At 61.1% G+C, this 25,507-nt stretch carries 23 protein-coding genes and 1 pseudogene; 14 read left to right on the forward strand and 10 right to left on the reverse strand.

Going from position 1 to position 25,507, the window contains the following annotated elements; translation table 11 throughout:
• The first annotated feature begins 5 nt into the window (after positions 1–5).
• Both OKW43_RS36025 and OKW43_RS36030 read left to right on the forward strand, forming a co-directional pair.
• A complete protein-coding gene (locus OKW43_RS36025; protein WP_429453253.1) occupies positions 6–857 on the forward strand; it encodes an FAS1-like dehydratase domain-containing protein in 852 nt (283 codons plus the stop codon).
• A gap of 61 nt (positions 858–918) precedes the next feature.
• Positions 919–1,740 carry an HpcH/HpaI aldolase/citrate lyase family protein gene (locus OKW43_RS36030; RefSeq protein ID WP_429453255.1) on the forward strand — a complete coding sequence of 274 codons (822 nt, stop codon included), beginning with the start codon at positions 919–921 and terminating at the stop codon, positions 1,738–1,740.
• Between the two features lie 76 nt (positions 1,741–1,816).
• On the opposite strand, the gene OKW43_RS36035 is transcribed toward OKW43_RS36030, so the two are convergent.
• Entirely contained in the window at positions 1,817–2,722 is a 906-nt protein-coding gene (locus OKW43_RS36035; protein ID WP_187633559.1) for an SDR family NAD(P)-dependent oxidoreductase, read from the reverse strand.
• Between the two features lie 152 nt (positions 2,723–2,874).
• Here OKW43_RS36035 and OKW43_RS36040 point away from each other — a divergent pair, with 152 nt between their 5' ends.
• The 5 genes from OKW43_RS36040 (at position 2,875) to OKW43_RS36060 (ending at position 7,834) form a co-directional block, all read left to right on the forward strand.
• Complete coding sequence (locus tag OKW43_RS36040; RefSeq protein ID WP_187633558.1) at positions 2,875–4,077, forward strand: cytochrome P450; 1,203 nt, start codon at positions 2,875–2,877, stop codon at positions 4,075–4,077.
• A gap of 34 nt (positions 4,078–4,111) precedes the next feature.
• The gene (locus tag OKW43_RS36045; protein WP_429453258.1) at positions 4,112–4,282 is read left to right on the forward strand and encodes a rubredoxin; all 171 of its coding nucleotides are present in this window, start codon (positions 4,112–4,114) and stop codon (positions 4,280–4,282) included.
• A gap of 515 nt (positions 4,283–4,797) precedes the next feature.
• Positions 4,798–5,862 (forward strand): hypothetical protein, encoded by a 1,065-nt coding sequence (locus OKW43_RS36050; protein WP_429453259.1) that lies wholly within the window; start codon positions 4,798–4,800, stop codon positions 5,860–5,862.
• A 29-nt stretch (positions 5,863–5,891) separates the two neighbouring features.
• Entirely contained in the window at positions 5,892–6,947 is a 1,056-nt protein-coding gene (locus tag OKW43_RS36055) for an NAD(P)-dependent alcohol dehydrogenase (protein WP_429453261.1), read from the forward strand.
• A gap of 17 nt (positions 6,948–6,964) precedes the next feature.
• Complete coding sequence (locus OKW43_RS36060; protein WP_429453263.1) at positions 6,965–7,834, forward strand: tyrosine-protein phosphatase; 870 nt, start codon at positions 6,965–6,967, stop codon at positions 7,832–7,834.
• 168 nt (positions 7,835–8,002) lie between these two features.
• Here OKW43_RS36060 and OKW43_RS36065 read toward each other — a convergent pair.
• The 5 genes and pseudogenes from OKW43_RS36065 to OKW43_RS36085 form a co-directional block, all read right to left on the reverse strand.
• Positions 8,003–9,200: pseudogene (locus tag OKW43_RS36065) on the reverse strand (acetyl-CoA C-acetyltransferase).
• A gap of 50 nt (positions 9,201–9,250) precedes the next feature.
• The gene (locus OKW43_RS36070) at positions 9,251–10,543 is read right to left on the reverse strand and encodes an acetyl-CoA hydrolase/transferase family protein (protein ID WP_429453265.1); all 1,293 of its coding nucleotides are present in this window, start codon (positions 10,541–10,543) and stop codon (positions 9,251–9,253) included.
• Positions 10,544–10,556: 13 nt separating this feature from the next.
• On the reverse strand, positions 10,557–11,744 hold the full coding sequence (locus OKW43_RS36075) for a CaiB/BaiF CoA transferase family protein (RefSeq protein ID WP_429453267.1): 1,188 nt from the start codon (positions 11,742–11,744) through the stop codon (positions 10,557–10,559).
• Complete coding sequence (locus OKW43_RS36080) at positions 11,741–12,727, reverse strand: NAD(P)H-dependent flavin oxidoreductase (protein WP_187633551.1); 987 nt, start codon at positions 12,725–12,727, stop codon at positions 11,741–11,743. The genes OKW43_RS36075 and OKW43_RS36080 overlap by 4 nt, the downstream gene beginning before the upstream one ends.
• A 108-nt stretch (positions 12,728–12,835) precedes the next feature.
• Positions 12,836–13,612 carry an enoyl-CoA hydratase gene (locus OKW43_RS36085; RefSeq protein WP_187633550.1) on the reverse strand — a complete coding sequence of 259 codons (777 nt, stop codon included), beginning with the start codon at positions 13,610–13,612 and terminating at the stop codon, positions 12,836–12,838.
• Positions 13,613–13,830: 218 nt separating this feature from the next.
• Between OKW43_RS36085 and OKW43_RS36090 the strand changes: the two genes are divergently transcribed.
• Positions 13,831–14,625: a crotonase/enoyl-CoA hydratase family protein gene (locus OKW43_RS36090; RefSeq protein WP_187633549.1), complete on the forward strand. Its 795-nt coding sequence runs from the start codon at positions 13,831–13,833 to the stop codon at positions 14,623–14,625.
• Positions 14,626–14,673: 48 nt separating this feature from the next.
• Entirely contained in the window at positions 14,674–15,915 is a 1,242-nt protein-coding gene (locus OKW43_RS36095; RefSeq protein WP_187633548.1) for a CaiB/BaiF CoA transferase family protein, read from the forward strand.
• A 566-nt stretch (positions 15,916–16,481) separates the two neighbouring features.
• On the opposite strand, the gene OKW43_RS36100 is transcribed toward OKW43_RS36095, so the two are convergent.
• The gene (locus tag OKW43_RS36100; protein WP_187633547.1) at positions 16,482–17,246 is read right to left on the reverse strand and encodes an SDR family NAD(P)-dependent oxidoreductase; all 765 of its coding nucleotides are present in this window, start codon (positions 17,244–17,246) and stop codon (positions 16,482–16,484) included.
• Between the two features lie 247 nt (positions 17,247–17,493).
• On the opposite strand from OKW43_RS36100, the gene OKW43_RS36105 reads away from it, so the two are divergent.
• The gene (locus OKW43_RS36105; protein ID WP_187633546.1) at positions 17,494–18,288 is read left to right on the forward strand and encodes an IclR family transcriptional regulator; all 795 of its coding nucleotides are present in this window, start codon (positions 17,494–17,496) and stop codon (positions 18,286–18,288) included.
• Between the two features lie 109 nt (positions 18,289–18,397).
• On the opposite strand, the gene OKW43_RS36110 is transcribed toward OKW43_RS36105, so the two are convergent.
• Complete coding sequence (locus tag OKW43_RS36110) at positions 18,398–19,819, reverse strand: MFS transporter (protein WP_429453271.1); 1,422 nt, start codon at positions 19,817–19,819, stop codon at positions 18,398–18,400.
• A gap of 236 nt (positions 19,820–20,055) precedes the next feature.
• On the opposite strand from OKW43_RS36110, the gene OKW43_RS36115 reads away from it, so the two are divergent.
• The 3 genes from OKW43_RS36115 to OKW43_RS36125 all read left to right on the forward strand — a co-directional run bounded on the left by OKW43_RS36115 (position 20,056) and on the right by OKW43_RS36125 (position 22,881).
• Positions 20,056–21,252 (forward strand): amidohydrolase family protein, encoded by a 1,197-nt coding sequence (locus tag OKW43_RS36115; RefSeq protein ID WP_429453273.1) that lies wholly within the window; start codon positions 20,056–20,058, stop codon positions 21,250–21,252.
• A 75-nt stretch (positions 21,253–21,327) separates the two neighbouring features.
• Entirely contained in the window at positions 21,328–22,122 is a 795-nt protein-coding gene (locus OKW43_RS36120; RefSeq protein WP_429453275.1) for an enoyl-CoA hydratase/isomerase family protein, read from the forward strand.
• 63 nt (positions 22,123–22,185) lie between these two features.
• Complete coding sequence (locus OKW43_RS36125; RefSeq protein WP_429453277.1) at positions 22,186–22,881, forward strand: SDR family NAD(P)-dependent oxidoreductase; 696 nt, start codon at positions 22,186–22,188, stop codon at positions 22,879–22,881.
• 62 nt (positions 22,882–22,943) lie between these two features.
• Here the strand turns inward: OKW43_RS36125 and OKW43_RS36130 are convergent, their stop codons facing one another.
• Entirely contained in the window at positions 22,944–24,095 is a 1,152-nt protein-coding gene (locus OKW43_RS36130) for an NADH:flavin oxidoreductase (protein ID WP_429453279.1), read from the reverse strand.
• Positions 24,096–24,205: 110 nt separating this feature from the next.
• On the opposite strand from OKW43_RS36130, the gene OKW43_RS36135 reads away from it, so the two are divergent.
• Positions 24,206–24,670: a PaaI family thioesterase gene (locus OKW43_RS36135; protein ID WP_429453281.1), complete on the forward strand. Its 465-nt coding sequence runs from the start codon at positions 24,206–24,208 to the stop codon at positions 24,668–24,670.
• A gap of 33 nt (positions 24,671–24,703) precedes the next feature.
• Here the strand turns inward: OKW43_RS36135 and OKW43_RS36140 are convergent, their stop codons facing one another.
• Positions 24,704–25,402: a TetR/AcrR family transcriptional regulator gene (locus tag OKW43_RS36140; protein ID WP_429453283.1), complete on the reverse strand. Its 699-nt coding sequence runs from the start codon at positions 25,400–25,402 to the stop codon at positions 24,704–24,706.
• Positions 25,403–25,507: the final 105 nt, after the last annotated feature.

Here is a 25,507-nt window from a genome sequence, read left to right on the forward strand (position 1 = left end):
CGCTCATGGATATCGAGTATTTGCAGCAATGGACCGGGCGCACTGAGCAAGTGCAGGACCAGGTCACCTCCACGCCGATGGCGGCTCTCAGCGCCATGCTTGACCACGATGACGCGCTTTCAGCACGTGGCGATGACCTGCCGCCGTTGTGGCACTGGCTTTATTTTCTGCCGGTTCATCGCCAGTCGATGGTGGGGACGGACGGTCATCCGAAACGCGGCGGCTTTCTGCCGCCGGTCGATTTGCCTCGCCGCATGTGGGCGGGCAGTCAACTCGAGTTTCTACGGCCGCTGAAAGCGGGTAGCGCGGTCACGCGTCTTTCATGCATCGAGAGTGTTGCGCACAAGCATGGACGTACCGGCGATCTCGTGTTCGTGAAGGTCAAGCACGAGATCAGCGACGCTAATGGCCCTGCGATCGTCGAGCGCCAGGATATCGTGTATCGCGATCATCCGGCTGCCGGCGAAAAGCCCGCAGCATTACAGGCCGCGCCCATCGGCGCTCAATGGGCACGCGAGAGCAATCCCGATCCGGTGCTGCTGTTTCGCTACTCGGCGCTTACGTTGAATGGTCATCGCATTCACTACGATCGGCCTTACGCGATCGGCGAAGAGGGATACGAGGGACTCGTCGTGCATGGCCCGCTGCTCGCCACGCTTCTGATGGACTCGCTCGGATCGGAGCTGCCGGGCGCTCGCGTCGGAGCGTTTTCGTTCCGCGCGATCAAACCGGTGGTGGACACTGCGCCTTTCTATGTTTGCGGAAAGCAGGACGAATCGGACCAAAACAAGGTGAGCTTGTGGATCGCCGGCAGCGACGGATCGTTGCGCATGGAAGCCACGGCTACTCTGGTCTGATCGTCGAGCCGGTCCGCTGGCGGGGTCGCCGTAGCCGGACCGGACGCTGAATGGGAGACTTATGCGTTCGTTTCTTTTTGTGCCGGGCAGCAAGCCCGAGCGATTCGCCAAGGCACTCGCGGCAGGCGCGGATGCGGTGATCGTGGACCTGGAGGACGCTGTCGCAGATGCGGACAAAGCGTCGGCGCGTGCACATGTTGCCGGTGCGGTACGAACATTTTCGGCATCGCCGGTTCGCGTACTGCTGCGCATCAATGGAGCGGGTACGCAGTGGTTCCAGCAGGACCTCTCACTCGCAGCGTTCGATGGTATCGATGGCGTCGTGTTGCCCAAGGCGGAGAATCCGGCTGCTTTGACCGCTGTCGCGGCGGCAACGGCGAAACCCATCTTGCCGATCATCGAATCTGCCGAGGGCGTCTGGAACGCACTGGACGTGGCGCGCATGCCCGGCGTCGAGCGACTCATATTCGGTTCGGTTGACTTCGAGCTTGATCTGGATTGTGACGGTTCATGGGACGCGTTGCTGCTCGCGCGTTCGCGTATCGTGCTGGCCTCGCGTGTAGCTGGAATCCTGTCCCCGGTGGACGGCGTTACGGTAGCGATCGATGACGAACAGCAACTCGCGGGGGATTCGTCGAAGGCGCGATCGCTGGGCTTTGGCGGGAAGCTGTGCATTCATCCGCGCCAGGTTGCAGCGGTCAATGCGACGTTCAGCCCGAGCGCGGATGAAATTGCCAAGGCGCAGCGAATCGTCGACGCGTATGAGCGGGCAGAAGGCGGGGCGGTGTCCGTAGATGGACGGATGGTGGACTTGCCGGTATTGCTGAAGGCAAGACGCATCGTTGGCATGTCTGAGAGCGTGCGCGGTTCAGAGGAAGGGTAAGTGGTGTGGCGGGTGTGAGCGCCGCACCGCCCGCGCCACCACCGCATCAGGTGGCGCGGGCGTGACACGGTATCGCTTACACCGGATCCCAGGGCGTGAGCGCCATGGAGGGCACGTTCGGGAAGAAGCTCGCTTCGAACGCCGGCATCACCTGCTCGGCAATCGCCTCGGGCGTCCAGCCGCCGTCGCGATGCAGCGAGCGGATCATGCGGATCTGGTTGAAGAAGTAGATCTCGTTGGCGCGCACGCCGAAGATCTGACCCGAAACCTTTGCGGCCTGGTCGGACGCGAGGTAGACCGCGAGCGGCGCGATCTTGCGCGATTCCATGCGCTTGAGAATTTCGACCCGTGCTTTTTGCTCAGGCGTCTCCGAGGGGATCGAGGCCGTCATCGCGGTCCATGCCCACGGCGCGATGCAGTTCGAGCGCACGTTGAATTTCGCCATGTCGAGGGCAATCGACTTCGACAGACCGACGACCCCCATCTTGGCGGCGGAGTAGTTGGCCTGTCCGATGTTGCCGATCAGACCCGAGGTGGAGGTCATATGAACGAAGCTGCCGCCGTTTTGTGCCTTGAAATGCGGAGCCGCCGCGCGTGCCACGAAAAACGATCCGTTCAGATGCACGTCGACGACGGCCTTCCACTCGTCGAGGCTCATGTTGAAGAACATGCGGTCACGCACGATGCCGGCGTTGTTGACCACACAGTCGATGCGGCCGAACGTGTCCAGCGCGGCCTGCACGATCTTCTGCGCGGAATCCCATTCAGCGACGCTATCCGTCGAAGCAAGCGCTTGCCCGCCGGTCTCCTTGATTTCTTCGACCACGCGCTCCGCGGCGAATTGGCCGGTTTCGGCGTTGCGACCAAGGTCGTTGACGATGACCTTTGCGCCGTTCGCCGCGAATTGCAACGCGAAATCGCGCCCGATGCCGGCACCCGCACCCGTTACCACTACCACCTTGTCCTTGACGAAATCGCTCACTCTTGTCTCCGTTCGATAGGCGTTGATGTAAAAAAGCTCGCTTCGGTATAATATCAAAACTGAACGGCGTTGCATAATATGAACGCAAGCACGTTGATGCACAGTGTGACGACTCATCCATTCGAAGACGACTAAATGATAGGAGACGCGAGATGAACCCTACGAAAGACTGGACCGTGCCGGACCATGTTCCGCGAGAACTCGTGGTCGATTTCGACTATATGAATCCGCCAGGCGTGCAAGACGATGTTCATATCGCGTGGATGACGCTGCACACCGGGCCCGATATCGTCTGGTCTCCGTACCATGGCGGCCACTGGATCGCGACGCGAGGAGAAGACATCGAGGCGATGCAGAGGGACCATACCCGCTTTTCGCATCGCAGCGTCAACATCCCGCCGCTCAACGAGACGCGGCTCGTGCCGCTCGAACTCGACCCGCCCGAACATACCGCGTACCGTAACCTGATCACGCCCGCTTTCCTGCCGCAAGCGATCGCCTCGCTGGAGAACGACGTGCGCAACCTCGCAATCGAGCTGATCGAAAAGCTCGCTCCGCGGGGCGAATGCGAGTTCGTGTCGGAGTTCTCGAAGATCCTGCCGATCGTGATTTTCCTGCGGCTGGCAGATCTTCCGTTGAGCGATCGCGAGCAACTGCTCGAATGGGCGGAGTGGGCCGTGCGTGGCAACGTCGAAGAGCGCAACGAATCGCAGCACCGGCTCATCGGGTATATCTCCACCTGGGTGGAAAAGCGTCAGGCAGAGGCAGGCGGCGATCTCGTCAGCCTCGTCGCCAACGCGCAGATCGAAGGCAAGCCGATCAGCCCCGAGCGCATGTTTGGGATGTTTATCGTCGTGCTGTTCGGCGGCCTCGATACCGTCGCATCGATGATGGGTTTCATCGCGCGCTTTCTCGCCGAGAATCCGGCGCATCGGAGGCAGCTGATTGAGAATCCCGATCTGATGGTTTCGTCGGTCGACGAACTGATTCGGCGCTTTGGCGTGGCGAATACCGCGCGGCTCATCACACAGGACATGGAATACAAGGGCATCCAGTTCAGGAAGGGCGACCAGATCCAGTTGCCGAACTCCCTGTTCGGCCTCGACGACCGCAAGTTCAGCGATCCGCTCGCCGTTGACCTGACACGCAAGCCGGTGATTCACGCGGCTTTCGGCAACGGACCGCATCGCTGCCCCGGTTCGTTTCTCGCGCGCACGGAGATCAAGGTGTTCCTGCAGGAATGGCTCAAGCGCATTCCAGATTTCCGCATCCGCGAGGGCGAAAAGCCGCGCTGCGGTTCCGGCTCCGTCAACGGCATGCTTTATCTGCCGCTCGTCTGGGACGTAGCGCGCTGAAAGATCCCCCACCCTCAACGACTCATCGACGACTATGAAAAAGTGGCAATGCATTTTTTGCGGTTTCTACTACGACGAAGCAACGGGACTTCCCGCGGAGGGCATCGCGCCTGGCACGCGTTGGCAAGACATCCCGGATGACTGGGCATGCCCCGAGTGCGGTGCCACCAAGGCCGACTTCGTGATGGTCGAAGTGGCGGCCTGAGCGTGCGGGCAGGGTCTATCTACTCGAGCCACGTCCTGATGCCCGCAATATAGGTCGCCATCTGCGTTCGGCGCGCCAGCAGGGTGCCTGTCTTCGAGATGCTTATTACGGCGCTGCGCCGCGAACTGGTTGAACAGGGCAACGTCGGCCGCGGGGACGACAACGGACAACGTGACCATGCCCTGAGCTTTCTTGCGGGCACGATAGTCGGCAACTCGCTCAGCGGACGACTTCGGCATATCCCGACGCGGTCCGAGGTTAGAAATAGAACGATATTCAGAATATCGCACAGACGGCGTTACAGGTAACGAACTTGCGCCACGCTAAAACGATGCAGGAATCCGCATCGAAAAGGATGCCGACAAATCAATGCATTAGCTGCCGATGGAGGTTTCTGGCTTCGTGGCAAGCATGCTTCTGTTCAAGCCCACGAATCGAGCGATTTTTCCTGGGAACGGCAGAGGCCTATAGTGAACCGCACCAACAATTCCATCATCGTGACGAGTGCCTCCATCATGAGCGACACAAACCCCAAACTCCCGCGCCGTGGCGACTTCGGCTGGCAACCGCTGGTCAGCGCTTTCGAGCCAACCATCGAGGACATGATGTCCAACCGTGCTTACTTCGGCATGCCGCCCGAAGCGCTCTACCTGTGGGGAACCTTTCGAGACGAGGATGGCGAGATCTACTGTCCGATGCGCCGGATACCCGCAGGGCTGTCGACGGACGGCAAGGACACACGTCGTCGCTTTTATCTTTGCTCGACGCTTGGTCACGACGACGGTATGCATATGCACGCGGTCGGCAAGGAATCCGCGCCGAACGACGGCTTCTCGAGAACATTGGAAGGCGAGCGCATCCACTGGCGAAGCCATCCGCAGGCACCTGGCAACGGCCTTCACGTGACATGGACGCCCGACGAATGCAGCTGGTACGAAGACAATGGCATGAACATCAAGGGCAAGCTCGTCAAGCCGGGTATGCATTGGTATCTGCCAGGGCGCGACGCCGGCATGTATTACGTCGCGAACATCTTCGAGATGGAAGGCACGATCCTCGGCAAGAAAGTACGCGGCATGATTGGGTTCGATCCGATCTATATGTACGAGGGCGGCGAGATCTACAAGACGAAAGACGCACTCGTGCAACAGAAGCTGGAACTCGTCTGGTACACGTGGGCCACGCGTTACAAGGATGGCAGCATCGATTTTGGCCACTTCACACTCGGCAACGACATGTTCGGCTTTGCCATTCATGGCAATGAGAAGGGCGAGGTGCGCTACACGTATGACGTGACCGGCGAGGTCGATTTCGGCGCCAACGGTTATTGGCAAGAAGGCATCAAGTACTCGGCCTTCGGTGAACAATGGGAGTTCATGCCCGATCCGAAAGGACGTTTGGTCGGTCTCGGGACGCTGAAAAATCCACAGGTAGACGGTCGCTGGCGCCGAGTCGGCGACACGCGCGAGCCCGACGTTTGGTTCGCATGGGGCGAGGCGGCGCCTGAGCATGGAAGCCGTCCCGTGAATCGTCTGCCAGCAATGGGTGCGCGCATTGGCGTGAACTTCCGGAAATTTTGAAGCGGACGAACGCCTCCCTCGGAGCTTTTATGACAGACGTGATCAATGGCTACGCGGCGGCGGCCTCAGACACCGACCTCGCGCCCTTCCAGTTCACCCGGCGTCATCCGCGGGCCGACGACGTTGTGATCGATATCCAGTACTGCGGCGTGTGCCACTCGGATCTTCATCAGGCGCGTAATGACTGGGGCAATACGCGTTACCCGGTCGTACCGGGGCACGAGATCATTGGGCGGGTTATCAGTGTGGGCGAGTCCGTGACCCGTTTCAAAGCGGGAGATGTGGTCGGCGTCGGTTGCCTCGTCGATTCCTGCGGCGAATGCGCCCCGTGCTGTGAAGGCGAAGAGCAGTATTGCGTCAACCAACCGACGCCCACCTACAACGGCATCGACCGTCACGATGGATTAGCTACCTACGGCGGCTATTCGGAGCGTATCGTTGTCGCCGAGAGATTCGTTCTGCGCGTTCCCGACGGTCTGGACGCTAAAGCAGCGGCTCCTTTGCTCTGCGCTGGCATCACAAGCTATTCGCCGCTGCGGCACTGGAACGTAGGGCAGGGCGATAAGGTCGCGGTAGTGGGTCTTGGCGGCCTCGGCCATATGGGACTGAAATTCGCCAGGGCGATGGGCGCCGAAGTCACGCTGATTACGCGCAATCGGGACAAGGAACAGGAGGCGCGACGCCTCGGTGCCGAGCATGTGCTCGTATCCAGCGATGCAGCGCAGATGGCTGCGGCCGCCGGGCGATTCGATGTCATCCTCGATACAGTACCGACCGCGCACGATCTAAATCCTTATCTCGCGATGTTGCATTTGAATGGCACGCTGGTCCTGGTCGGGATGATCGGCCCCATCGCACCGCCTGTGCACAGCGGCGTGCTCGTCACCGGCCGCAGATCCATCGCAGGATCGGCGATTGGCGGGGTGGAGGAGATGCAGGAAATGCTGGATTTCTGCGCCGCCCACGGTATCTGCTGCGACGTGGAGATGATCGAGATGCAGGACATTAACGGCGCGTACGAGCGGTTGCTCAAAAGTGACGTCCGCTATCGCTTCGTGATCGATATGACAACGCTTAAGCGCTGATGATATTTGTACGGGCGATGGCACCGTTGCCCGTCGCACGAAGGTTCCATAATGCGATTCACACACTCGCGGAACGCTGGCTCGCGGTTATCAAGCAATGCGTTTCCGCCTTCGATATGAATACCAACCTTATGCTCGACGGTGCTCCGAATTTTCGTCATTTGGGCGGAATGCCCACAGGGGATGGTCGTCGCATCCGCAGCGGACGCCTCTTCCGTTCTGGCAGTCTTGCAGCGCTGACGGTGCGCGACCGCGACATTGTCGCCAAACTCGGGATCCGCCTGATTTGCGATCTGCGCGGCGATGGTGAGCGCACAGCGGCGCCGAACCGGTGGCGCCATGACCAAGGCGTGGAAGAGATGCACATGGACATCAGCGCCGATTTGCGTGCAGGCGACAGCACGCTGCTCGAAATTCTGAAGCGCGAGCCTAACGCGCAGGGCGCGCGTCGCATGATGCTGCAAACTTACCGAAACTTGCCCGCGGCGTTTGCCCGCCCACTGCGGGGACTGTTTACAAGGCTTGCCGATGACGACTGTTTGCCCGTGATCTTCCATTGCACGGCGGGCAAGGACCGAACCGGCTTTCTGGCGGCGATCATCCTTCATGCGCTGGGAGCCTCGCGCGAGACGATCTATTGCGACTACCTGTCGGGGGCTGGTAGCGAACGGCTGCGTGAATCCGCTGCGCAGGCGATGACGATCCATTTCGGCCGTATGCTCGATGCATCGATCATCGATGTGCTCGCCGGTGTCGACGAGCGCTACCTGGATGAGGCGTTCGCGGCGATGGCAGCAAGCCACGGCTCGGTCGATCGTTATCTCGAACATACGGCCGGGCTTGATCGGCCGCAACTATGCCGGTTGCGCGATATCTTGCTGGAATGAACCGAACGTCCGATCACTGATAGATGTCCGCTTGCCCCTCAACCTCGTTCCCGGCGCGTGCAGCCTCGATGGCTGGAAGGTTTGTCTCGGCCCAGGAGGAAAGCATGGTCAACGGCTCAATGACTGAGCGGCCGACCTGAGTGAGGCCGTGCGCTTCATCGCTCAGGATCAGGCGCGCTCGAACACGGCGGCAATACCCTGGCCACCGCCGATGCACATGGTCTCGAGCGCATAACGTCCTTTCCGGCGCGTCAACTCGTGCAACAGCGTTGTCATGATGCGCACGCCCGTCGCGCCAATCGGGTGGCCGAGCGATATGCCAGAGCCGTTCACGTTGAGCCGGTCGGTATCGTGCCAGTTCCAGCCTTTGAGGACTGCCAGCACCTGACACGCGAATGCTTCGTTGACTTCGACAAGATCCATCTGCTCGAGCGTCCGACCGATTCGCGTCATCAGCTTCTGCACCGCGCGGCACGGGCCCAATGCCCATGCGTGATGGCTCGCATCCGGCTGCGGCCCAGCCGGTCAGCCAGGCCATGGGTTCGAGTCCAAGCGCTTCGAGGCGGTCTTCCGCGACGACTAGGCAAGCGGCAGCGGCATCGTTTTGCTGGCTGGAGTTGCCTGCGGTGACTGTGCCGCCCGGCATCAACGCGCGAAGCTTGCCGAGGCTTTCCATGCTGGCGTCGGCGCGGAATCCTTCATCTTTGGAAAACAGAAGCGGCTGGCCTTTTTTCTGAGGAACGCTGACCGCCACGACCTCTTCGGCCATGTGGCCAGACTCCCATGCGGCGGCCGCGCGCTGATGGCTGCGCAGCGCGAACTCATCGGCGGCCTCGCGGCTGATGCCATATTCGGTGGCCAGATTTTCCGCGGTCTCGATCATGCCGGAGATAAAGCCGAAGCGCGCTTGCGGCTGTGAGCGCTCGCGGCCTCGCGCGAGCCGGTCGTGAAACTGGACGGAACCTGACCGGGCGCCCCAGCGCATGTCCGTGCTGTAGTACTCGATATTGCTCATGCTTTCCACGCCGCCAGCCAACACCACGTCGGCGGCGCCGGTCTGCACCATCATCGCGGCGGTGACGAGTGCCTGCAGGCCGCCGCCGCAACGTCGGTCAAGCTGCATGCCCGGCACCTCCACGGGCAGGCCCGCCTGCAGCGCAATCCAGCGGCCCACGCAAGGCGTTTCGCTGTTCGCGTACGCTTGCGCGAAGACGACGTCGTCGATGCGAGCGGGATCGAGTCCTGCGCGCCGGATCGTTTCATTCGCGACGAGCGCGCCGAGGTCTTCGACGCAAACGCCGCGCAGACTACCGCCAAAGGTGCCGACGGGCGTTCGTACAGGGGAGACAATTGCCGCGCGTTTCATCGGACGTTTCCTTACAAAGTTTGAAAGTTCTGATTCGGGCGCGGTTGCACTCAGCCAATGAGCGTCGCGCTTGCACAGCGATTGGAAGGCGGGATGCCCACCATCTGATCGAGAGCGCTGCGATGATCCGGATGGGCGATTGCCAGCATGCGTTCGCGCCTTTGGCGCAGCGTCAGGCCGCGCAAATCGGCCACGCCGTATTCGGTCACCACGATGGCGGCGTCGCTGCGTGGCGTGCTGACCGGTCCGGTCAACGACGCGACGATGCGGGTCGCGCCCTTGCCCGCTGTGGACGGCAATGCGATGACAGGAACGCCGCCACGCGAGCGCCGCGCGCCGCGCAGGAAATCCAGTGCGCCGCCCACCGCGCCCACATACACGCCACCGGCAATTTCGGCGTTGATCTGGCCACTCAGATCGACTTCGACCGCCGAGTTGATGGCGACGAAGCGGTCGATGCTTGCGAGCACGTTCGGATCGTGCGTGTAGCGGGTCGAACGAAACTGCACGGCGTCGTTTCGATGCGCGAACTCGTGTATGCGGCGCCCCCCCATCATCACGCCAGCAATGGTCTTGCCTGCGTCGATGGTCTTGCGCACATTGTTGATCACGCCGCTTTCCATCAGATCGGCGACTTTGTCCCCGATCGTGCCGGAATGGATGCCAAGGTCTCGCCGATCGCCGAGGCAAGCGAGGATCGCTTCTGGAATCGCGCCGAGACCGAGTTGAATGGTGGCGCCGTCTTCGATCAAACCGGCCGTGTGCTGTGCAATCGCCAGCTCCGTCGGGTTGACGGCGCTGGGCGAACTCTCGGGCAAAGTGCGCGACGTCGGGACGATGAAATCGATGTCGTTGTCGCGCAGATATCGCTCGCCGTAGGTCCAGGGTGCCTGTTCGTTGACTTCCGCAATGATGACGCGCGCGCGCCTGAGCGCCGGGATCAGATACTCATGCGCGACGGACAAGCTGTAGCGGCCATGCGCGTCGGGTGGCGCCAACTGCAGCAGCAGGACGTCGATCGATAGCTGACCCGACTCCATCATCTCTGGCAACTGCGAATAATGGCAGGGCAGGATATCAAGCGCGCCAGCCTTGGCCAGTGCGCGGTTGGAGCCGCTCCCGCAGTACGAAACGAAATCGATGCAGTCCGCGTGCTCAGGCCGGCACGTGTCGTAGTTGCTGGCGCCTAGAAAGACCCGGAACGCGCCGATGCTGTGCCGCTGCTGAAGTAGATTGCGCGTGAGCGCAAGGGGCTCTGCGTTCGATTGGCCCCATGCGACGGTATCGCCGGGGCGGATGATGGACGCGAAATCGACGGCGCCCGCCTCTAGCAGAAAGGGCATGATGTTGTTTGCCTCAAGTGGCGGGTTGCGCAAGGGCCAGGGCTTCGTCGTGCTGCCCACGTACCGCGCCTGTCGCGACGAGTTCCGCAATCCGTTCTTCGCTGTAGCCGATGCTCCGCAGCACGAGTTCTGTGTGCTCGCCAAGGTGTGGAACGGCGAGCGGTGGCGACCCAGGCTCCAAACGGAAGTGAATCGGGCTTGCAACGTGGTTGCGCCCGGACGGATCCGTCTGGACCATCCCGCGCTCGTGCGCATGCGGATGGTCGAGCGCTTCGGCGAGCGAGAGCACCGGCGCCACACTGATGTTTCGGCCTTCGAACCAGCACAGCCATTCATCGAGTGTGCGAGTCAGGAAGATTTGCGTCAGGAACGCCCGGACGCGTAACTGGCCTTCACCGGCTGGGCCGATCGCGTCGGCGACGAGATCCGGACGGCCCAGTGGTGTAAGCAGGTTGGTTGCGAAGCTGTGTTCCCGGCCGCCAAGGCAGAGCCACTTCGAATCGGCGGTCTCATAAGTGTCGAGCAACGCGAGCCCGCTGTCGCCTTCAGTCGGCCCAGGCAATTGGCTATCCGGCGCGTTGAGCAAGCGGCCGCTCAGATACGGCTGCGATGTGAGTGCCGCATCGAAAAGCGCCATGTCGATGTAGTCGCCGCGCCCCGTTTCCCGCGCGCGCAGCAGCGCTATCAACACGGCGGACAACGCCGTCAATGAACCGGCCAGCGCGGCGAGCGACGGCCCCGTGGCAATTGGGATTCCCCGGCCGTCGCGCGGCAGCGTACCCGCAAGCGATTGAACTACCGGATCGTGTGCGGGCAATTGACAGAGCGGGCCGGTTTGGCCGAATGCGGTAATCGCACAATAAACGACTCCCGGGTTCGTCCGGCTGATCGTGTCGTAGTCGATGCCAAGGCGAGCGGCCACGCCCGGCCTCGACGATTCGATCACGACGTCGGCCTCGTTCATCAGCTTGAGCGCGACCTCGCGTCCGTCCGGATGCTTCAGATCGAGCGCGATGCTGCGCTTGCCGCGGTTGATCGCGGCGAAGAACGCGCCGTCGGTGCCCGGTGCGCCGCGGGTGGGGTCGCCGGTGACCGGTTCGATCTTGACGACGTGCGCGCCGTGCTCGGCGAGGTTGACGGCGAGGTACGGACCCGGCATGAATTGCGACAGGTCCACGACGCGAAGGCCGGTCAGTTTCATGCCAGAGCAGAGCTGAAGCCGAGCTGGCGTTGCGCAATCGCGGCGGCTTCCTTCACGATGCGGCCGATCAATTCCGCACAGGTCGGCAAGTCGTGAATGAGGCCGGTCACGATACCGGCGGGGAAGGCGCCGCCTTCCACTTCTCCTGTCACGAATGCGTCCATCCAGCGCTGTGCTCCGGTCAGCGCGTAGAGGTCCGAGCGCGTCACGTTGCCGGCGCGCTCGAGTTCAAGCGCGGCGAGACTCACGCTGTTCTTGACCACCCGGCTTGAATCGCCGATCGAGCGGCCAACCAGCAGCGTATCGCGCTCGCTCGCTTCCAGCAGCCGTTGCTTGATCGCAGGGTGGACGGGGGACTCCTGCGTGAGCATGAATCGGGTTCCCATGTTGATGCCGTCTGCGCCGAGCGCGAGAGCCGCCATCAGCCCGCGCCCATCGGCAAATCCGCCAGACGCGAGAATCGGCACCTTCAGCTTGTCGGCGGCCGCGGGAATCAGGATCAGTCCAGGGATGTCGTCTTCGCCGGGATGCCCCGCGCATTCGAATCCGTCGATGCTGACGGCGTCCGCGCCGAGCGATTCGGCCTTCACCGCGTGGCGAACCGTCACGCACTTGTGCACGACCTTGACGCCCTGCGCCTTGAACTCGGCGATGTACTTCGCCGGATTGCTGCCTGCTGTCTCGACGACCTGGACGCCTTGAGACACGATCGTGCGCACATACGCGTCATAGTCGAGACCGACATTGGCGCCGAGAACGGTCAGGTTGACTCCAAAGGGCTTGTCGGTGAGCGAACGCACCCTGTCGATTTCGCGCGCGAGTGCATCGGCGCTTGCATGGGTGTGCGCGGAGATGAAGCCGAGACCGCCCGCATTGCCCACGGCCGCCGCCAGTTCGGCTCGCGCCACCCAGCGCATGCCGCCTTGAATGATGGGATATTGAATGCCGAGTAATTCAGTAATGCGATTGACATACGGTTTCATCGCGCGCCTGTAGCCTGGATAGGAAGTATGGGTGCCAGAGAAATGCGCGTGACGCGCGTGACCTGGCGGGCTCTGTTCGCCACGACTGCGTGGCGCTTTTTTTGCAATTCAACAATCGCGAAACTGAGGTTTGCGCTTTTCGGCGAAGGCTGCCATGCCTTCCTTTCGATCTTCTGTGGCGAAGGTCGAATACGCCATACGCCGCTCGAACAGGATGCCTTCTGCCAGGCTCGATTCGTAGGCGCGGTTGACGCACTCTTTGGCCATCGCTACGACGGGTTGCGAGTATCGCGCGATCTCATCGGCCGTTTTCAGCGCTTCCTCGACGAGCGTGTCGACGGGCACGATGCGGCTCACGAGGCCGCATCGTTCGGCTTCGGTGGCGTCCATCCTGCGGCCGGTGAGGATCATTTCCATCGCCTTCGATTTGCCGAGCGCGCGCGTCAGGCGCTGCGTGCCGCCGGCGCCGGGAATGGTCGCCAGCGTGATTTCGGGCAGGGCGAAGCGGGCGTTGTCGGCGGCGAGAATGAAGTCGCACATCATGGCGAGTTCGCAGCCTCCGCCTAACGCAAGACCCGCGACCGCGGCGATGACCGGCTTGCGGCAACGCGCGGTGCGTTCCCAGTTCGACGTGATGAACTGATTCTTGTACACGTCCATGTACGTCCATTCGTTCATCATCTTGATGTCGGCTCCGGCGGCGAACGCCTTTTCGCTACCGGTCATCACGATGGCGCCGATGGCGGGGTCGGTTTCGAGGGCGTCGAGTGCCGCCGTTAGCTCGTCCATCAACTGGTTGTTCAGTGCGTTGTAGGCTTGCGGACGGTTCAACCTGATCAAGCCGGTCTTGCCGTGCGTTTCGACGATGATCGTCTCGTAGGCCATGGTTCTTCCTTGAACGAATGAGGGTGAACACCTAGGCCCGGATGGAGCCTGCTCGCCGATGATTTACGTGTCTGCGGTGCGCCGTTCGACAGCGTCAGAGCGGATCGTGCGTTGCCAATTTTGTGAACGACGTTTATGATTCTGAATGTGCGACCCGGCTTTGTCAATTGAGCGCGAGGTCAGAATTGCTAACGGAAAACACCGCGAGGAGACACTGCATGACCACTCGTCACGAGGATGGACAGATTCGCGTTGAGCAGCGTGGGAACCTGCTCTTGATGGGCATCGACCGGCCGGAAAAGCGCAATGGTTTCACGCCGAAAATGTTCAGCGAGCTTGCCATGGCTTACACGCAACTCGAGAAGAGCAGCGATATTTTTTGCGGGCTGGTATACGCCGAAGGCGATCACTTTACGGCGGGGCTCGACATGCCGAAGATCGCGCCGTTGCGGCGCGAAGGGAAACCGCTGCTTCCTGAAGGCGAGATCGATCCGTTCAACTTGCGCGCGCCGCTGCGTACCAAGCCGGTCGTCATTGCCCTGAAGGGAATCTGCTTCACGGTCGCGGTCGAATTGATGCTCGCATCGGAAGTGGCAGTTGCAGCCGATAACTGCCGTTTCTCCCAGCTTGAAGTCAAGCGGGGGATCATGGCAGGTTGTGGTGCGACGTTCCGCATGGTGCAGCGAGCCGGCTGGGGCAACGCCATGAAGGTACTGCTTACCGGTGACGAATTCACCGCAGACGAGGCGCGGCACATGAACTTCGTGCAGGATGTCGTGCCTGCGGGGCAGGAGTTCGACCAGGCGCTCGCGATCGCCGAGCGAATCGCGGCGCAGGCACCGCTAGCCGTGCAGGCCACGATGCAGAACGCGCGCGTTTCGCTGGGACAAGGCTGGCAGGATGCTTACGCGACGATTCAGTCGACCCAGCAGTTTCTGTACAACACCGAAGACGCGAAGGAAGGCGTTCAATCCTTCGTCGAAAAACGTACGGCGAAGTTCGTCGGACGCTGATGCAAGGCTTCCGGCGCAGCCGGTGCGAATTCAAAGGGACCGTTTGCTATGACAAAAGGCGCATTGGCGGGTGTTCGCGTACTCGACCTGAGCCGCATCCTCGCGGGGCCTTGGGGGGCTCAGATGCTGGCGGATCTCGGCGCGGAGGTCATCAAGGTCGAGCGTCCGGGCAAGGGCGACGATTCGCGGCAATTCGGCCCGCCGTTCCTGATGGATCGGGAGGGAAAGGTCACGCGCGAGTCGACGTTTTTTATCAGCGCGAACCGAGGCAAGAAGTCGATCACGTGCGATATCTCCACGGCCGAAGGCCAGGCGCTGATCCGCTCGTTGGCGGCGCACTGCGACGTGTTGATCGAGAACTATAAGGTTGGCGACCTCAAGCGTTACGGGCTCGACTACGACAGCCTCAAGCTGGTCAATCCGCGCCTGATCTACTGTTCGATAACCGGGTTCGGTCAGACCGGACCGTATAGCCCGCGTCCTGGCTACGACTCGATTTTCCAGGCGATGGGTGGCCTGATGAGCGTTACCGGAAACGGCGACGACGTGCCGGGCGGTGGTCCAATGAAAACCGGGCCCAGTCTTGCGGACATCCTTTGTGGCCAGTACGCCGCTTCGGCGATCATCGCAGCGCTTTATCATCGCGACGCGGCGCAAGGCAGTACCGGGCAGGGGCAGTACATCGACCTGGCGTTGCTGGACGCGATGATTGCTGCCACATCGCACTATGCAAGCCAGTATCTCGTTTCCGGCCAGATTCCCGTCCGGCGCGGTACCGAGGGTAACGGTGGTATGCCGTCCCGCATGTTCCGCTGCGCCGATCGCGACATCATGATCGTGGCGGGCAACAACGAGCAATACGCGCGGATGTGTAACGTTCTGGGGCACCCCGAGCTCGCCAGCGATCCACGATTCAGCGAGATTGCGCTGCGCGTGAAGAATCGTCGCGCGCTGGGCGAAGTGTTCGAACCGCTGATCGTTGAATGGCAGAGCGATGAACTGCTCGCGGCACTCGACGCCGCCGGGGTGCCGGCCGGACCGATCAATAATCTGGAGCAGGTGTTCGCAGATCCGCATGTGCAGGCACGCGCGATGTGCGTCGAAGTTGCCCACCCGCTCACAGATAAGGCGGTTCGAATGGTCGCCAATCCGGTCAAGATGTCGGGCACGCCTATCGATTCGTACGGGGCGCCGCCGATGCTCGGACAACATACGGACGACGTGCTGCGTGATGTGCTGGGTATGTCGCAGTCGGATATCGATATCCTGCGCGAAAAGAAAGTTCTCTAGAAAGGACATCAACAGCGAGTTCGGCCAGACCGACGTCGATGATGGTGTTCGGCGATGCGAAAAAGGTGATCGACGAGATGGTGAAAGTTGCAGCTAAGGGGGAGTCGTGACGACTGAGAGAAGCAACAGCCGTATCGTATGTACAGACCACGCAGAAGTCGGGTGTATCCACTCCGGTAGGGACGCCGCAAATATCTCGCGTCCGCATCAACGTTCGGACACTCCCGCGCGCAGCGGAAAGTCACCTCATTGGGCGTGGGCGAACTGCCGCAGCGAGTTCGACTGGATGGACGTGCACTTACCGTTCTTCACGTCTGAATGGTCTTAAGAAACTTCTGAACAGGCGCGATCGAGTCCCAAAGGTAACGACGAAAAAACGCCTTGGCTCGGTGTTCCGCAGCCAAGGCCAAACTCTACACGCTCTCGCGAAGTGTGTGAGAGGAGAAACACCTGATCGCTCGTCAAGCTTCGTGGTACGCGCCTGGCGGGAAGCTCACTCCTCGGATCGAGGCTCGCGAAAATGCAACTGACCGTTTCATATATCGCACCGTGTTCAAAAAGACGCACTAAAGCATTGACTGTCCGCCGTCCACACTGATAGTCTGCCCGGTTATGAAATTAGCGTCGTCACTACATAGAAATGCAACTGTTCGTCCAATATCGAGTTGAGGATCGCCGAAGCGGCCAAGCGCAATCTCAGAGAGATAGCGAGTGCGTTCCTGAGGATTGGCTTCGAGGTAGGCTTCGGCGGCAGGCGTGAGCGCTGCCGGGCAAATGACGTTGACGGTAATGCCGTAGACGCCCCATTCGCGCGCGGCAACACGCGAAAGCCCACGAATGCCCTCCTTGGTTGCGGCGTACGCGCCGAATCCCTTGAGGCCTTCGATGCCGGTGCGCGAGCCGAAGTTGATGATGGCGCCGCGGCCCTGCAACTTCATCCGCGGCAATGCGGCCTGCATGAAGTACAGCGTGCCGTACAAGCCCGATTCGAGCGTGTTGCTCCAGTCATCGTCGGTAACAGACTCGAGCGGCACCCCCGGGCTGCTGCTTTGTGCGTTGTTGATGAGTGCGTCCACACGTCCGAATCGCTCGACGGCAAGCTCGACTGTCCGCACGGCGTCGGCACGATTGCGCGTATCACCGGGCACGACCAGCACTTGCGAACCGAGGGCGCTCAATTCCTCAGCAGCCCGCGTGAGTTTGGCCTCCGTGCGACCAGTGAGGACCAGATTCGCCCCCTCGGTAGCAAGCGCAAGGGCGATGCCGAGTCCTACGCCTTGCCCGCCTCCGGTCACGATGGCGACCTTTTCTGCCAGTTTTTTCGTGTACATGAGTAAATCCAGAAGTGAAGGTTGATGTTGCTGTTCGACACGCGAGCGTATTGCGTAAATGGTCTGGAAGACGATGCTTCTTCATTGCAGATTTTCGAACGACGTTCAAATATATCGCAAGCTGTGTGAGAGAGCGCCCTGGCGTATTCCCGAATTCGGGGGTGCAAAGGTGTGCCAAACTACGATCGATGTAAAACTATGTGAATAGTTCCCGTATAATCGATACGGTCAATTCATGGGGAAAATCATGTTGAAAGAGACCTCAGCGCCGGCGGACCGGGACGTGAGCGGGCCACGCTCGCTGACCCGACTCCTCGGAATTTTCGATGTGCTGGCGAAGTCTCCGGACGGGATGTCGCTAGCAGAACTGAATGTCGCTCTCGAGTCACCGAAGAGCAGCCTGCTCAATCTGCTGCGACCTCTGGTGGCGGAAGGGTACTTGATGCACGACGTAGGCCGCTATCGCCTGGGGCCGTCGATCTTCCGGTTGTCGGCGGGCGTGATGGCCTCGTGGAATTTTTCGAAGGTGCTGCACCCATTCCTGGTGGATCTCTCGAAGAGCACCAATGAAACCGTGTATGTCGGTGTCCTTGACGCCGAACACAAAGAGATCACCTATGTCGACGTGATCGAGAGCGAGCAATCGGTGCGCTATTCAATGCACATCGGCTTGCGTCGCCCGCTCTACTGCACGGCTGCGGGCCGCGTGCTGCTCGCCCATGCACCGGACACTTTCGTTACCGACTACATGAAGACGGTCAAATTCGAGCGCCGCACGCCGCAAACGATCGCAACGAAGAAGGCGTTGCGTGACGAACTCGATCACATCCTCGAAAGCGGCCTGTCGGTGAGTCGCGGTGAACTACTGCCGGATTCGGCCGGCGTGTCGTCGCCGATCTTCGGGCCGAATGGCAGTGTCATCGCGGCGATGGCAATTGGTGCGCCGCTCGAACGCTTCGACCGCGAACGTCACCGGCTGGAAGAGAACATGGTCAGAGTCGCCCAGCGGGCGTCTGCGTTGGGTCAAGCAGAAGAGGAGTGACTCGCCAGTCGGTCGGCGGCGCAGTGAAGCGGGTGCTTCACTGCGCCGCGGTCGCGGTGCGGTCGAAGAAGCGTTGCACCCACGCGCAACGGATGGGTCGCAACGACCGTCAGTGTGTACGACGCTTCGGCAGCATGGAGGCGACCAGCAGTCCGGCGATCGAACTACAGGCGATGTAGACGAATACCGAAACATAGCCACTATCGGCCGGAAACGATGCGCCGTCGTGTGCGGCCGTCGCGCTGCGCAGCAGCGCGAATACCGCCTGGGCGCCTACCGCGAAGAAACACGAGAAGAAAACGTAGAGCATGCCCGTTGCCTCGCCTGTCCGATGCGCAGGCGTCGCCTCCACGATCTGGTTGTACAGCGCCGTGCTTGCGAAAGCGAGGCCGAACGAGCACAGCACCGCACCTGGAACGAAGAGCAGCAGGCTGCGATGAAGCACGATCAGCGAGGCCCAGCCCAAGGCCAGTATGAGCATGCCAATCAAGGCAGCGGGCCGGGCCTTGTAGCGGGCCGCAACCCGGCCGCTCCATGGGCTCGCGACCAACGCGACGATGTTGATGCTGAACATCAGTAATCCGGCTGCCGTCGCGCTCAACCCGAATCCGGCGTGCGTGCCGGCTGGTTGTTGGGCGAGCAGCGAGAAGACCTGTCCTAGTTGCATGCCGCCTGCCGCGAGGAATGCCATGCATGCATTGGCCAACACGACTTCGCGCGTCTTCAGCAGACGCACATTGATGAGCGGATGACGCGCCCCGTGTTGATGGCGTGCCCAGAGTCCGAGCACGATCATCCCGCCAGCGATCAAGCCCCACAGCCGCAGATCGCCGAGCCCCCACGTGCGGATTTGCTGCACGGCGAAGAGGATGGCGCAAAGTGCTGGAGCGAACGCGAGACCTCGAACGTAGTCGATCCGTACGCCGGGATTCGGTGGCGACGGCGGTGCCCACGCACGTACCGCCGCGACGGCCACGACGCAAAGCGCGACTTTGAACCAGAAGCCGCCCTGCCACGAATAGCGATCCACGACAACGCCCGCGCAGATGTAGATCAGCCCCGCCGACACCATTCCTGCCGCGCTGATCAACCCCACCGCGGCAGGCAGCCTGGCGGGTGGCAGATTCTCACGAACCAGACCGATGGAGAGTGGCGTAATGCCTGCCGCGATTGATTGCATCGCACACCCCGCGACGAGCATGCCGACATCGGTCGCGCATGCGGCCACGATTGCGCCCGCCGCAGCGACCGACATCACCGTGAGCAGGATGCGGCGGTAGCCCAACAGGTCGCCGAGTCGCCCACTCACCGCGGCAAAGACGGCCGAGCCGAGCCAGTATGCGGTGACGGTCCAGCTCACGGAGTTCGACGCAGGAAAGGCCTTGTAGAGCGTGACCAGCACGGTGTAGATGACGGTGATGCCGGACGAGGCCGCTACCGCGGCAAGCAGGATCGCCATCGTGAACCCGCGCGGTGGACCCACTACGGGTTGCGCCCGGTGTGCCGGCTGGGACAGTACTTCGGCTTGCATAAACGTCTCCGGTTGCGTGTGTTCGTTTCAATTATACTTATATGCGAACGTCGTTCGGATAGGTGTTTACTCAAGAATCCCATGCGGGTCGCTAGCGTAGCGAGGCCACCGCCCGATATCAAATCGATATCGACGGTTTCGAGTTCGATATGAAAGTTTTTCGGTCGATGGCTTGACCCGATACTTCTCTGAAGGGCGCACGTTCTGCAGCGCTCCCCACAATCAGGAGACAGATCATGCAAACGTATCAAGGGAAGATCTACGACGCCGACACGCACTTCTACGAAGTCGAGGACGCATTCAACCGTCATTTGCCCGAGAAGTTCAGGAAGGACTGGTCTTTTACAAGCCGTATCACGGCAGACGGCAACCGCTGCATGTATGTGGGCGACCGGAAGGTGGAAATCAGCGAGGGATACACATCGGCCGAGGGGCACGTTCCGCCGCCGGGCAAGCTGCATGAATGGCTGCGCGCGATGAAGGATGGCAAGGATAACGTCGATATGCGGGTTTCGCCGACGCCGGACATGTTCAACCGCGACGCGCGCCTGAAGAAGATGGACGATTTCGGTGTTGAAGCCTGCACGATGTACATCGGCGAAATGGTCGCGTGTATTTCCTACCTCGACGAGCCCGTTGCGGCAAACGCGGTGTTACATGCGTATAACCAGTGGATGCTTGACGACTGGAGCTTCAACTACAAAGACCGCATCTACACGACGCCGGTCGTCACGCTCGACGATCTCGATGCGGCTGTCGCCGAGGCCAAGTGGCTGGTTGCGAACGGTGTGCGCGTGATCCTGATGCCGATGGGGCCGTTCAATGGCCGTGCACCTGCGGATCCGTACTTCGATCCGTTCTGGTCCATCCTCAACGAAGCGGGCGTACGTGTCACCTTCCATGTGTCGGAAGCGATCTACATGAAGGATCATATGGCGGTGTGGGGCGAGCCCGTGCAGCAGTCGCGCCAGCGTCAAACGGCCTTTGTCTGGATGCACGGTTACGGCGAGCGGCCGGTCATGGAAACGCTGTCGTCGTTCATCTTCTACAACTTCTTCGTGCGTTTCCCGCGCGTTAAGCTGTGCAGCGCCGAAAACGGTGCCGAGTGGGTGCCTTCGCTGCTCGTCAAAATGGACAAGTGCCGGGGAATGGCGAAGAATGGCTACTGGCCGTGCGGTCAGCTGAAGAAACGCCCGAGCCAGATCTTCAAGGAAAATGTCTTCGTGGTCGCGTATCCGGAGGACGACATCGCCCAGATCATCGCTCAAACGGGATCGTCGGACTTCCTGTTGATGGGCTCCGACTATCCGCACGCGGAAGGCGTGCCGGAACCGAAGGACTTCGCGTCGGAAGCATGCAATCGGCTCTCGGAAGAAGACACGCGCAAGATCATGTACGACAACGGCCGCCGGTTCATTCCGCTGCACGTGTAATCGGCCTTGCACCGGTCGACGGCGGCAGACGGTCGTTCCGTCCCGCGCGATTTCTTCATTATGAACAGGTTAGCCATGAATATTTCGGACTATAAGGCGCTATTGCTCGAACGCGAAGGCGGCGTCTTGACCGTTACGCTCAACCGCCCGGAAACGTTGAACGCGTTCGACGAGCAAATGGACATTGAGATGTCACGGCTCTTTCTCGATGTCGCCGAGGACGTTGAGACCCGTGTCGTGGTGTTGACGGGCGCAGGGCGGGCTTTTAGCGCGGGCGGCGATATCGAACATATGCAGCAGGTCATCGACAATCCCACGCTGTTTCTCGAAGGCATGCAGCGTGCAAAGAAAATTGTCTTCTCGATGCTGGATTGTCCGAAGCCGGTCATCGCCAAGATCAACGGTCATGCAATTGGTCTCGGCGCGACGATCGCGCTGTTCTCGGATCTGAGCTACGCGGCCAATCACGCAAAGATTGGCGATCCGCACGTGAAAGTCGGCTTCGTGGCGGGCGATGGCGGCGCGGTGATCTGGCCGCAGCTCGTGGGCTATGCGAAGGCCAAGGAATACCTGCTGACGGGGGATCTCGTCACCGCGGAAGAGGCGGCACGACTGGGGCTCATCAATCATGCCGTACCGGCCGACCAGCTGGATGCCGTGGTCGACGCGATGGCGAAGCGTCTCGCAAACGGCGCTTCGCGCGCCATCCAGTGGACCAAGGCGTCGATCAACATCGGCCTGAAGCAACTTGCGCATTCCATTCTCGACGCGTCGATTGCATACGAGGCGCTGTCGAACCTGACGGAAGATCATCAAGAGGCGGTCAACGCGTTTCGCGAGAAACGCGAGCCGGTGTTCAACGGACGTTGAGCCTTTACAATGTCCGGCGCCAGCGGTACAGGCGGCGCCGGGCGCGGCGAGGGAGGGATGCACATGCAACGGGTAGTGGCGATAACGGGTGGATTCGGCAGGCTTGGGCGCACGGTTGGTCGCGTGTTTGCTGAGAACGGCTGGAAGGTCGCGCTGATCGACAAGGCGCGCGAGCCGGAGAACGCGAGCGCGGAGCAGCTGCACGCATCCTGGTGGCGAGGAGGCGTCGAGCTAACTGATCTCGATGCGGCGCGCTCGGCGCTCTCCGCGGTCGTCGAGCAGCTTGGCAAGCTCGATGCGATTGTCAACGTAGCGGGAGGCTTCCGCTGGGAAACGCTGGCGGACGGCAGTCTCGACACCTGGGATCTGATGTACCGGACGAACGTGCGCACGGCGGCGACTGCGTCGAAAGCGGCACTCGACCACATTGCCGGCAGCGCGGAGGGCGGACGCATCATCAATATTGGAGCCGGCGCTGCGCTGAAGGCGGGCGCGGGCATGGGAGCGTATGCGGCCTCGAAGTCGGGGGTGATGCGTTTGACTGAGGCGCTGGCCGAAGAACTCAAAGGCCGTTCCATTACCGTCAACGCAATCTTGCCAGGCATCATCGATACGCCACAGAACCGCAAGGATATGCCCGACGCTGACTTTTCCCGCTGGGTGCGGCCTGAAGAAATCGCCGACGTGATTCTCTTTCTGGCGTCTGGCGCCGCGTCGGGGGTGACCGGTGCGTTGATTCCTGTCTCCGGGCGTACGTAAAGATCCCGAACCGGAAATAGCAGTTGACGCCCGAGTCAACGGTGCCAACTGCAAATCGCGTTTCAGGTGAGGTGTTCGAGAGAGTCGTTGCTGAACCCGAGGAACGGCTCGCCAAGCCGTGCGCGCCGCGCCCAGTTCGGATCATGTAGAAGCGAGCGTCCCACGCCAATAAGATCGAACTCGCTGCGTGAGAAACGATCGAGCAGGGCAGTGAGGTCGGGCTGCGCCGATGTCGCGGCCCCGGCCATTGAATCGTAGTAGCCCTTGTTAATGCCGATCCCACCAACAGTCATCGAAAGCTTGCCGGTTACCTTCTTCACCCAACCGGCGAGATTCATCTCTGAACCCGCGAATTCCGCCCGGTTGAAATAGCGGGTGCTCGCCTCGAAGATGTCGACGCCAGCATCCGCGAGGGGCGCGAGAATGTGCTCGAGTTCGTGCGGGTCGTTGGCGAGACGCGCGCGGAAATCCTGCTGCTTCCACTGGGAGAAGCGGAACGTGATAGGCATCGTCGCGCCGATCGCTTCGCGGATTGCACGGACAACTTCGGCGGCGAAGCGGCTGCGCGCCGTGAGATCCTTGCCCCATCGATCCGTGCGTTGATTGGTTTCCGCCCACAGAAAAGCGTCGATCAGATAGCCGTGAGCTCCGTGAATCGCGATGCCATCGAAGCCGGCGGCCATCGCATAACGCGCGCTTTGACCATAGGCTGCAATGACGTCCGCGATCTCGGCATCGGTCATCGGGCGCGTTGGCGGCATGACGCGCTCCATGTAACCTGCGTTGAGCGATGTGGTTCGTCCTTCCGGTCCCCACAGTCCCGATGGGCGCAGTGGCGAGGCGGCAGGGAAGGGGCCCGTATTCGCCTCTTTCATGGGTCCCATATGCCACAACTGAGGAAAGATGATTCCGCCGCTAGCGTGAACTTCGTCCGTCACGCGTTGCCACGCGGCAACTGATTCCTCTCCGGCGAGCACTGGAATCGAATTTTCTCCGAGTCCGGCTTCGCCGAGCGCCGCCGGATGATCGACGCCGACGCCTTCCGTGATGATCAGGCCTGTCTCGCCCTGCGCACGCCGCTTGTAGTAGGCGGCGACGTCAATACCGGGCAATCCGTTCGGCGAAAAGCCACGAGTCATGGGTGACATGACAATACGGTTGGCAAGCGTGACCCCGCGCACGGTGAGGGGCGAAAAGAGCGAAGCGGTATCCATAGTGGCATTCACATATTTGACTTGTGTGCGAATAATGATACGCTATGTTCTATCGATGAAAAAGCAATATTGGCGTCGTCGCGCAGGCGGCGTTGAACAGGAGGATTGCATTGGAGCAAGCAGACTCATTGGCGGTAGACGTGCTCGAAGACAGCGGCGCAAAGCTCATCCCGGAGGGCTTCGCATTGATGCCGGAGTTCGGTCCTTTCCATCGGATGTTCGGACCTACCTACTTTCGCAAGAGCGAACGCGGACACGTCGTCGGCATGTATGTTCGCGAAGCGCATCGCAACCTTGGCCAGATGATGCACGGGGGCGCTGTTTGCATGCTGGCAGACACCGCCATCACGTGGGCGAGCAAGTATTCGCGTCAACCAGCCGTCAGGGTGTTGACGACGGGCTTGACGGTCAATTTCATGGGAAACGCGGAGCCGGGCGACTGGGTGGAAGCACACGTCGACGTTCTACGTTCGGGAAAGCGGGTGATTTTCTCCGACTGCCAGATCTGGGCGAATGCAAAATGCATCGCCCAGGCGTCGGGGCAATTCCAGGTGATGGGTGAAATTGACAGCTAGTGCGTCGACGATACCTGGATGGCCGCGCGAACGTTACGGCATTGACCGGGCTCGAACCTTATCCAGTGCCGCACGGTACTTCCACGCTGTCAACAGAAGCCGATGAATCCGCTCAGCCCGGCGTTTCCGTTCGGAACGGGTGGTCTGAACCGCGAGGTGCACTTCGGGCGCGCCTGTGACCAGTGTGAGAAGATCGCGTGCCGCGGTCGAGGGATCGTCGATGGCGATCACGCCGCTGACCGCGGCGGCTTCCAGAACGCCGGTTAGCGGCTCCAGCATCGTCACCACGAACCGCAGAAACTGCTTTGCGACATCGGGAAAGCGAATCGCCTCGCCAATGACCATGCGTGAAGTGTGCATGCTGTCCGGTATGGCCATGTGTTCGACGAGCGCATCGATAAGGGATGCCAGGTTCGTCGAGAAATCGCGGCCCGGTTCCAGGTGCTCCGAGATCTTGCCGCGTAGATCGGCCATCCCGCGCCAGACGATGGAGCGAAAAAGCTCCTCCTTCGTGCCGAACTGGCGATAGACGGTCGTTTTGCTGACGCCAGCCAGCGATGCGATCTCCTCGACCCTGGCGGCGCCGAAACCCTCTCTGATGAACACGGATTTGGCGGCCTCGAGCAACCGCTCGCGCAACTGAACTGCATCGTCGTGGGTGGGCCGGCCAGCCGTTCGAGGTTTGTCCGCCGCAGCGAGCCGCGAGGCTCCGTTGGGAGCCTGAACTGACATAGATTTGTACATCGGGGAGTGTTTGATGACGGAATCAGGACATCAGTATACTCATGAGCCCCAGGGGGCGCCAGTGATGGCGCCCCCTGGGGCTCGGACCACGCG

The sequence above is a fragment of the Paraburkholderia sp. WC7.3g genome (assembly GCF_050436345.1).
Classification (GTDB): Bacteria; Pseudomonadota; Gammaproteobacteria; order Burkholderiales; family Burkholderiaceae; genus Paraburkholderia; species Paraburkholderia podalyriae.

Bases quoted from the DNA above. Each gene is read 5' to 3' on its own strand.
- OKW43_RS36025 (WP_429453253.1), top strand. From the start codon at position 6: ATGGATATCGAGTATTTGCAGCAATGGACCGGGCGCACTGAGCAAGTG.
- OKW43_RS36030 (WP_429453255.1), top strand. From the start codon at position 919: ATGCGTTCGTTTCTTTTTGTGCCGGGCAGCAAGCCCGAGCGATTCGCC.
- OKW43_RS36040 (WP_187633558.1), top strand. From the start codon at position 2,875: ATGAACCCTACGAAAGACTGGACCGTGCCGGACCATGTTCCGCGAGAA.
- OKW43_RS36045 (WP_429453258.1), top strand. From the start codon at position 4,112: ATGAAAAAGTGGCAATGCATTTTTTGCGGTTTCTACTACGACGAAGCA.
- OKW43_RS36050 (WP_429453259.1), top strand. From the start codon at position 4,798: ATGAGCGACACAAACCCCAAACTCCCGCGCCGTGGCGACTTCGGCTGG.
- OKW43_RS36055 (WP_429453261.1), top strand. From the start codon at position 5,892: ATGACAGACGTGATCAATGGCTACGCGGCGGCGGCCTCAGACACCGAC.
- OKW43_RS36060 (WP_429453263.1), top strand. From the start codon at position 6,965: ATGGCACCGTTGCCCGTCGCACGAAGGTTCCATAATGCGATTCACACA.
- OKW43_RS36070 (WP_429453265.1), bottom strand. From the start codon at position 10,543: ATGCCCTTTCTGCTAGAGGCGGGCGCCGTCGATTTCGCGTCCATCATC.
- OKW43_RS36075 (WP_429453267.1), bottom strand. From the start codon at position 11,744: ATGAAACTGACCGGCCTTCGCGTCGTGGACCTGTCGCAATTCATGCCG.
- OKW43_RS36080 (WP_187633551.1), bottom strand. From the start codon at position 12,727: ATGAAACCGTATGTCAATCGCATTACTGAATTACTCGGCATTCAATAT.
- OKW43_RS36085 (WP_187633550.1), bottom strand. From the start codon at position 13,612: ATGGCCTACGAGACGATCATCGTCGAAACGCACGGCAAGACCGGCTTG.
- OKW43_RS36090 (WP_187633549.1), top strand. From the start codon at position 13,831: ATGACCACTCGTCACGAGGATGGACAGATTCGCGTTGAGCAGCGTGGG.
- OKW43_RS36095 (WP_187633548.1), top strand. From the start codon at position 14,674: ATGACAAAAGGCGCATTGGCGGGTGTTCGCGTACTCGACCTGAGCCGC.
- OKW43_RS36100 (WP_187633547.1), bottom strand. From the start codon at position 17,246: ATGTACACGAAAAAACTGGCAGAAAAGGTCGCCATCGTGACCGGAGGC.
- OKW43_RS36105 (WP_187633546.1), top strand. From the start codon at position 17,494: ATGTTGAAAGAGACCTCAGCGCCGGCGGACCGGGACGTGAGCGGGCCA.
- OKW43_RS36110 (WP_429453271.1), bottom strand. From the start codon at position 19,819: ATGCAAGCCGAAGTACTGTCCCAGCCGGCACACCGGGCGCAACCCGTA.
- OKW43_RS36115 (WP_429453273.1), top strand. From the start codon at position 20,056: ATGCAAACGTATCAAGGGAAGATCTACGACGCCGACACGCACTTCTAC.
- OKW43_RS36120 (WP_429453275.1), top strand. From the start codon at position 21,328: ATGAATATTTCGGACTATAAGGCGCTATTGCTCGAACGCGAAGGCGGC.
- OKW43_RS36125 (WP_429453277.1), top strand. From the start codon at position 22,186: ATGCAACGGGTAGTGGCGATAACGGGTGGATTCGGCAGGCTTGGGCGC.
- OKW43_RS36130 (WP_429453279.1), bottom strand. From the start codon at position 24,095: ATGGATACCGCTTCGCTCTTTTCGCCCCTCACCGTGCGCGGGGTCACG.
- OKW43_RS36140 (WP_429453283.1), bottom strand. From the start codon at position 25,402: ATGTCAGTTCAGGCTCCCAACGGAGCCTCGCGGCTCGCTGCGGCGGAC.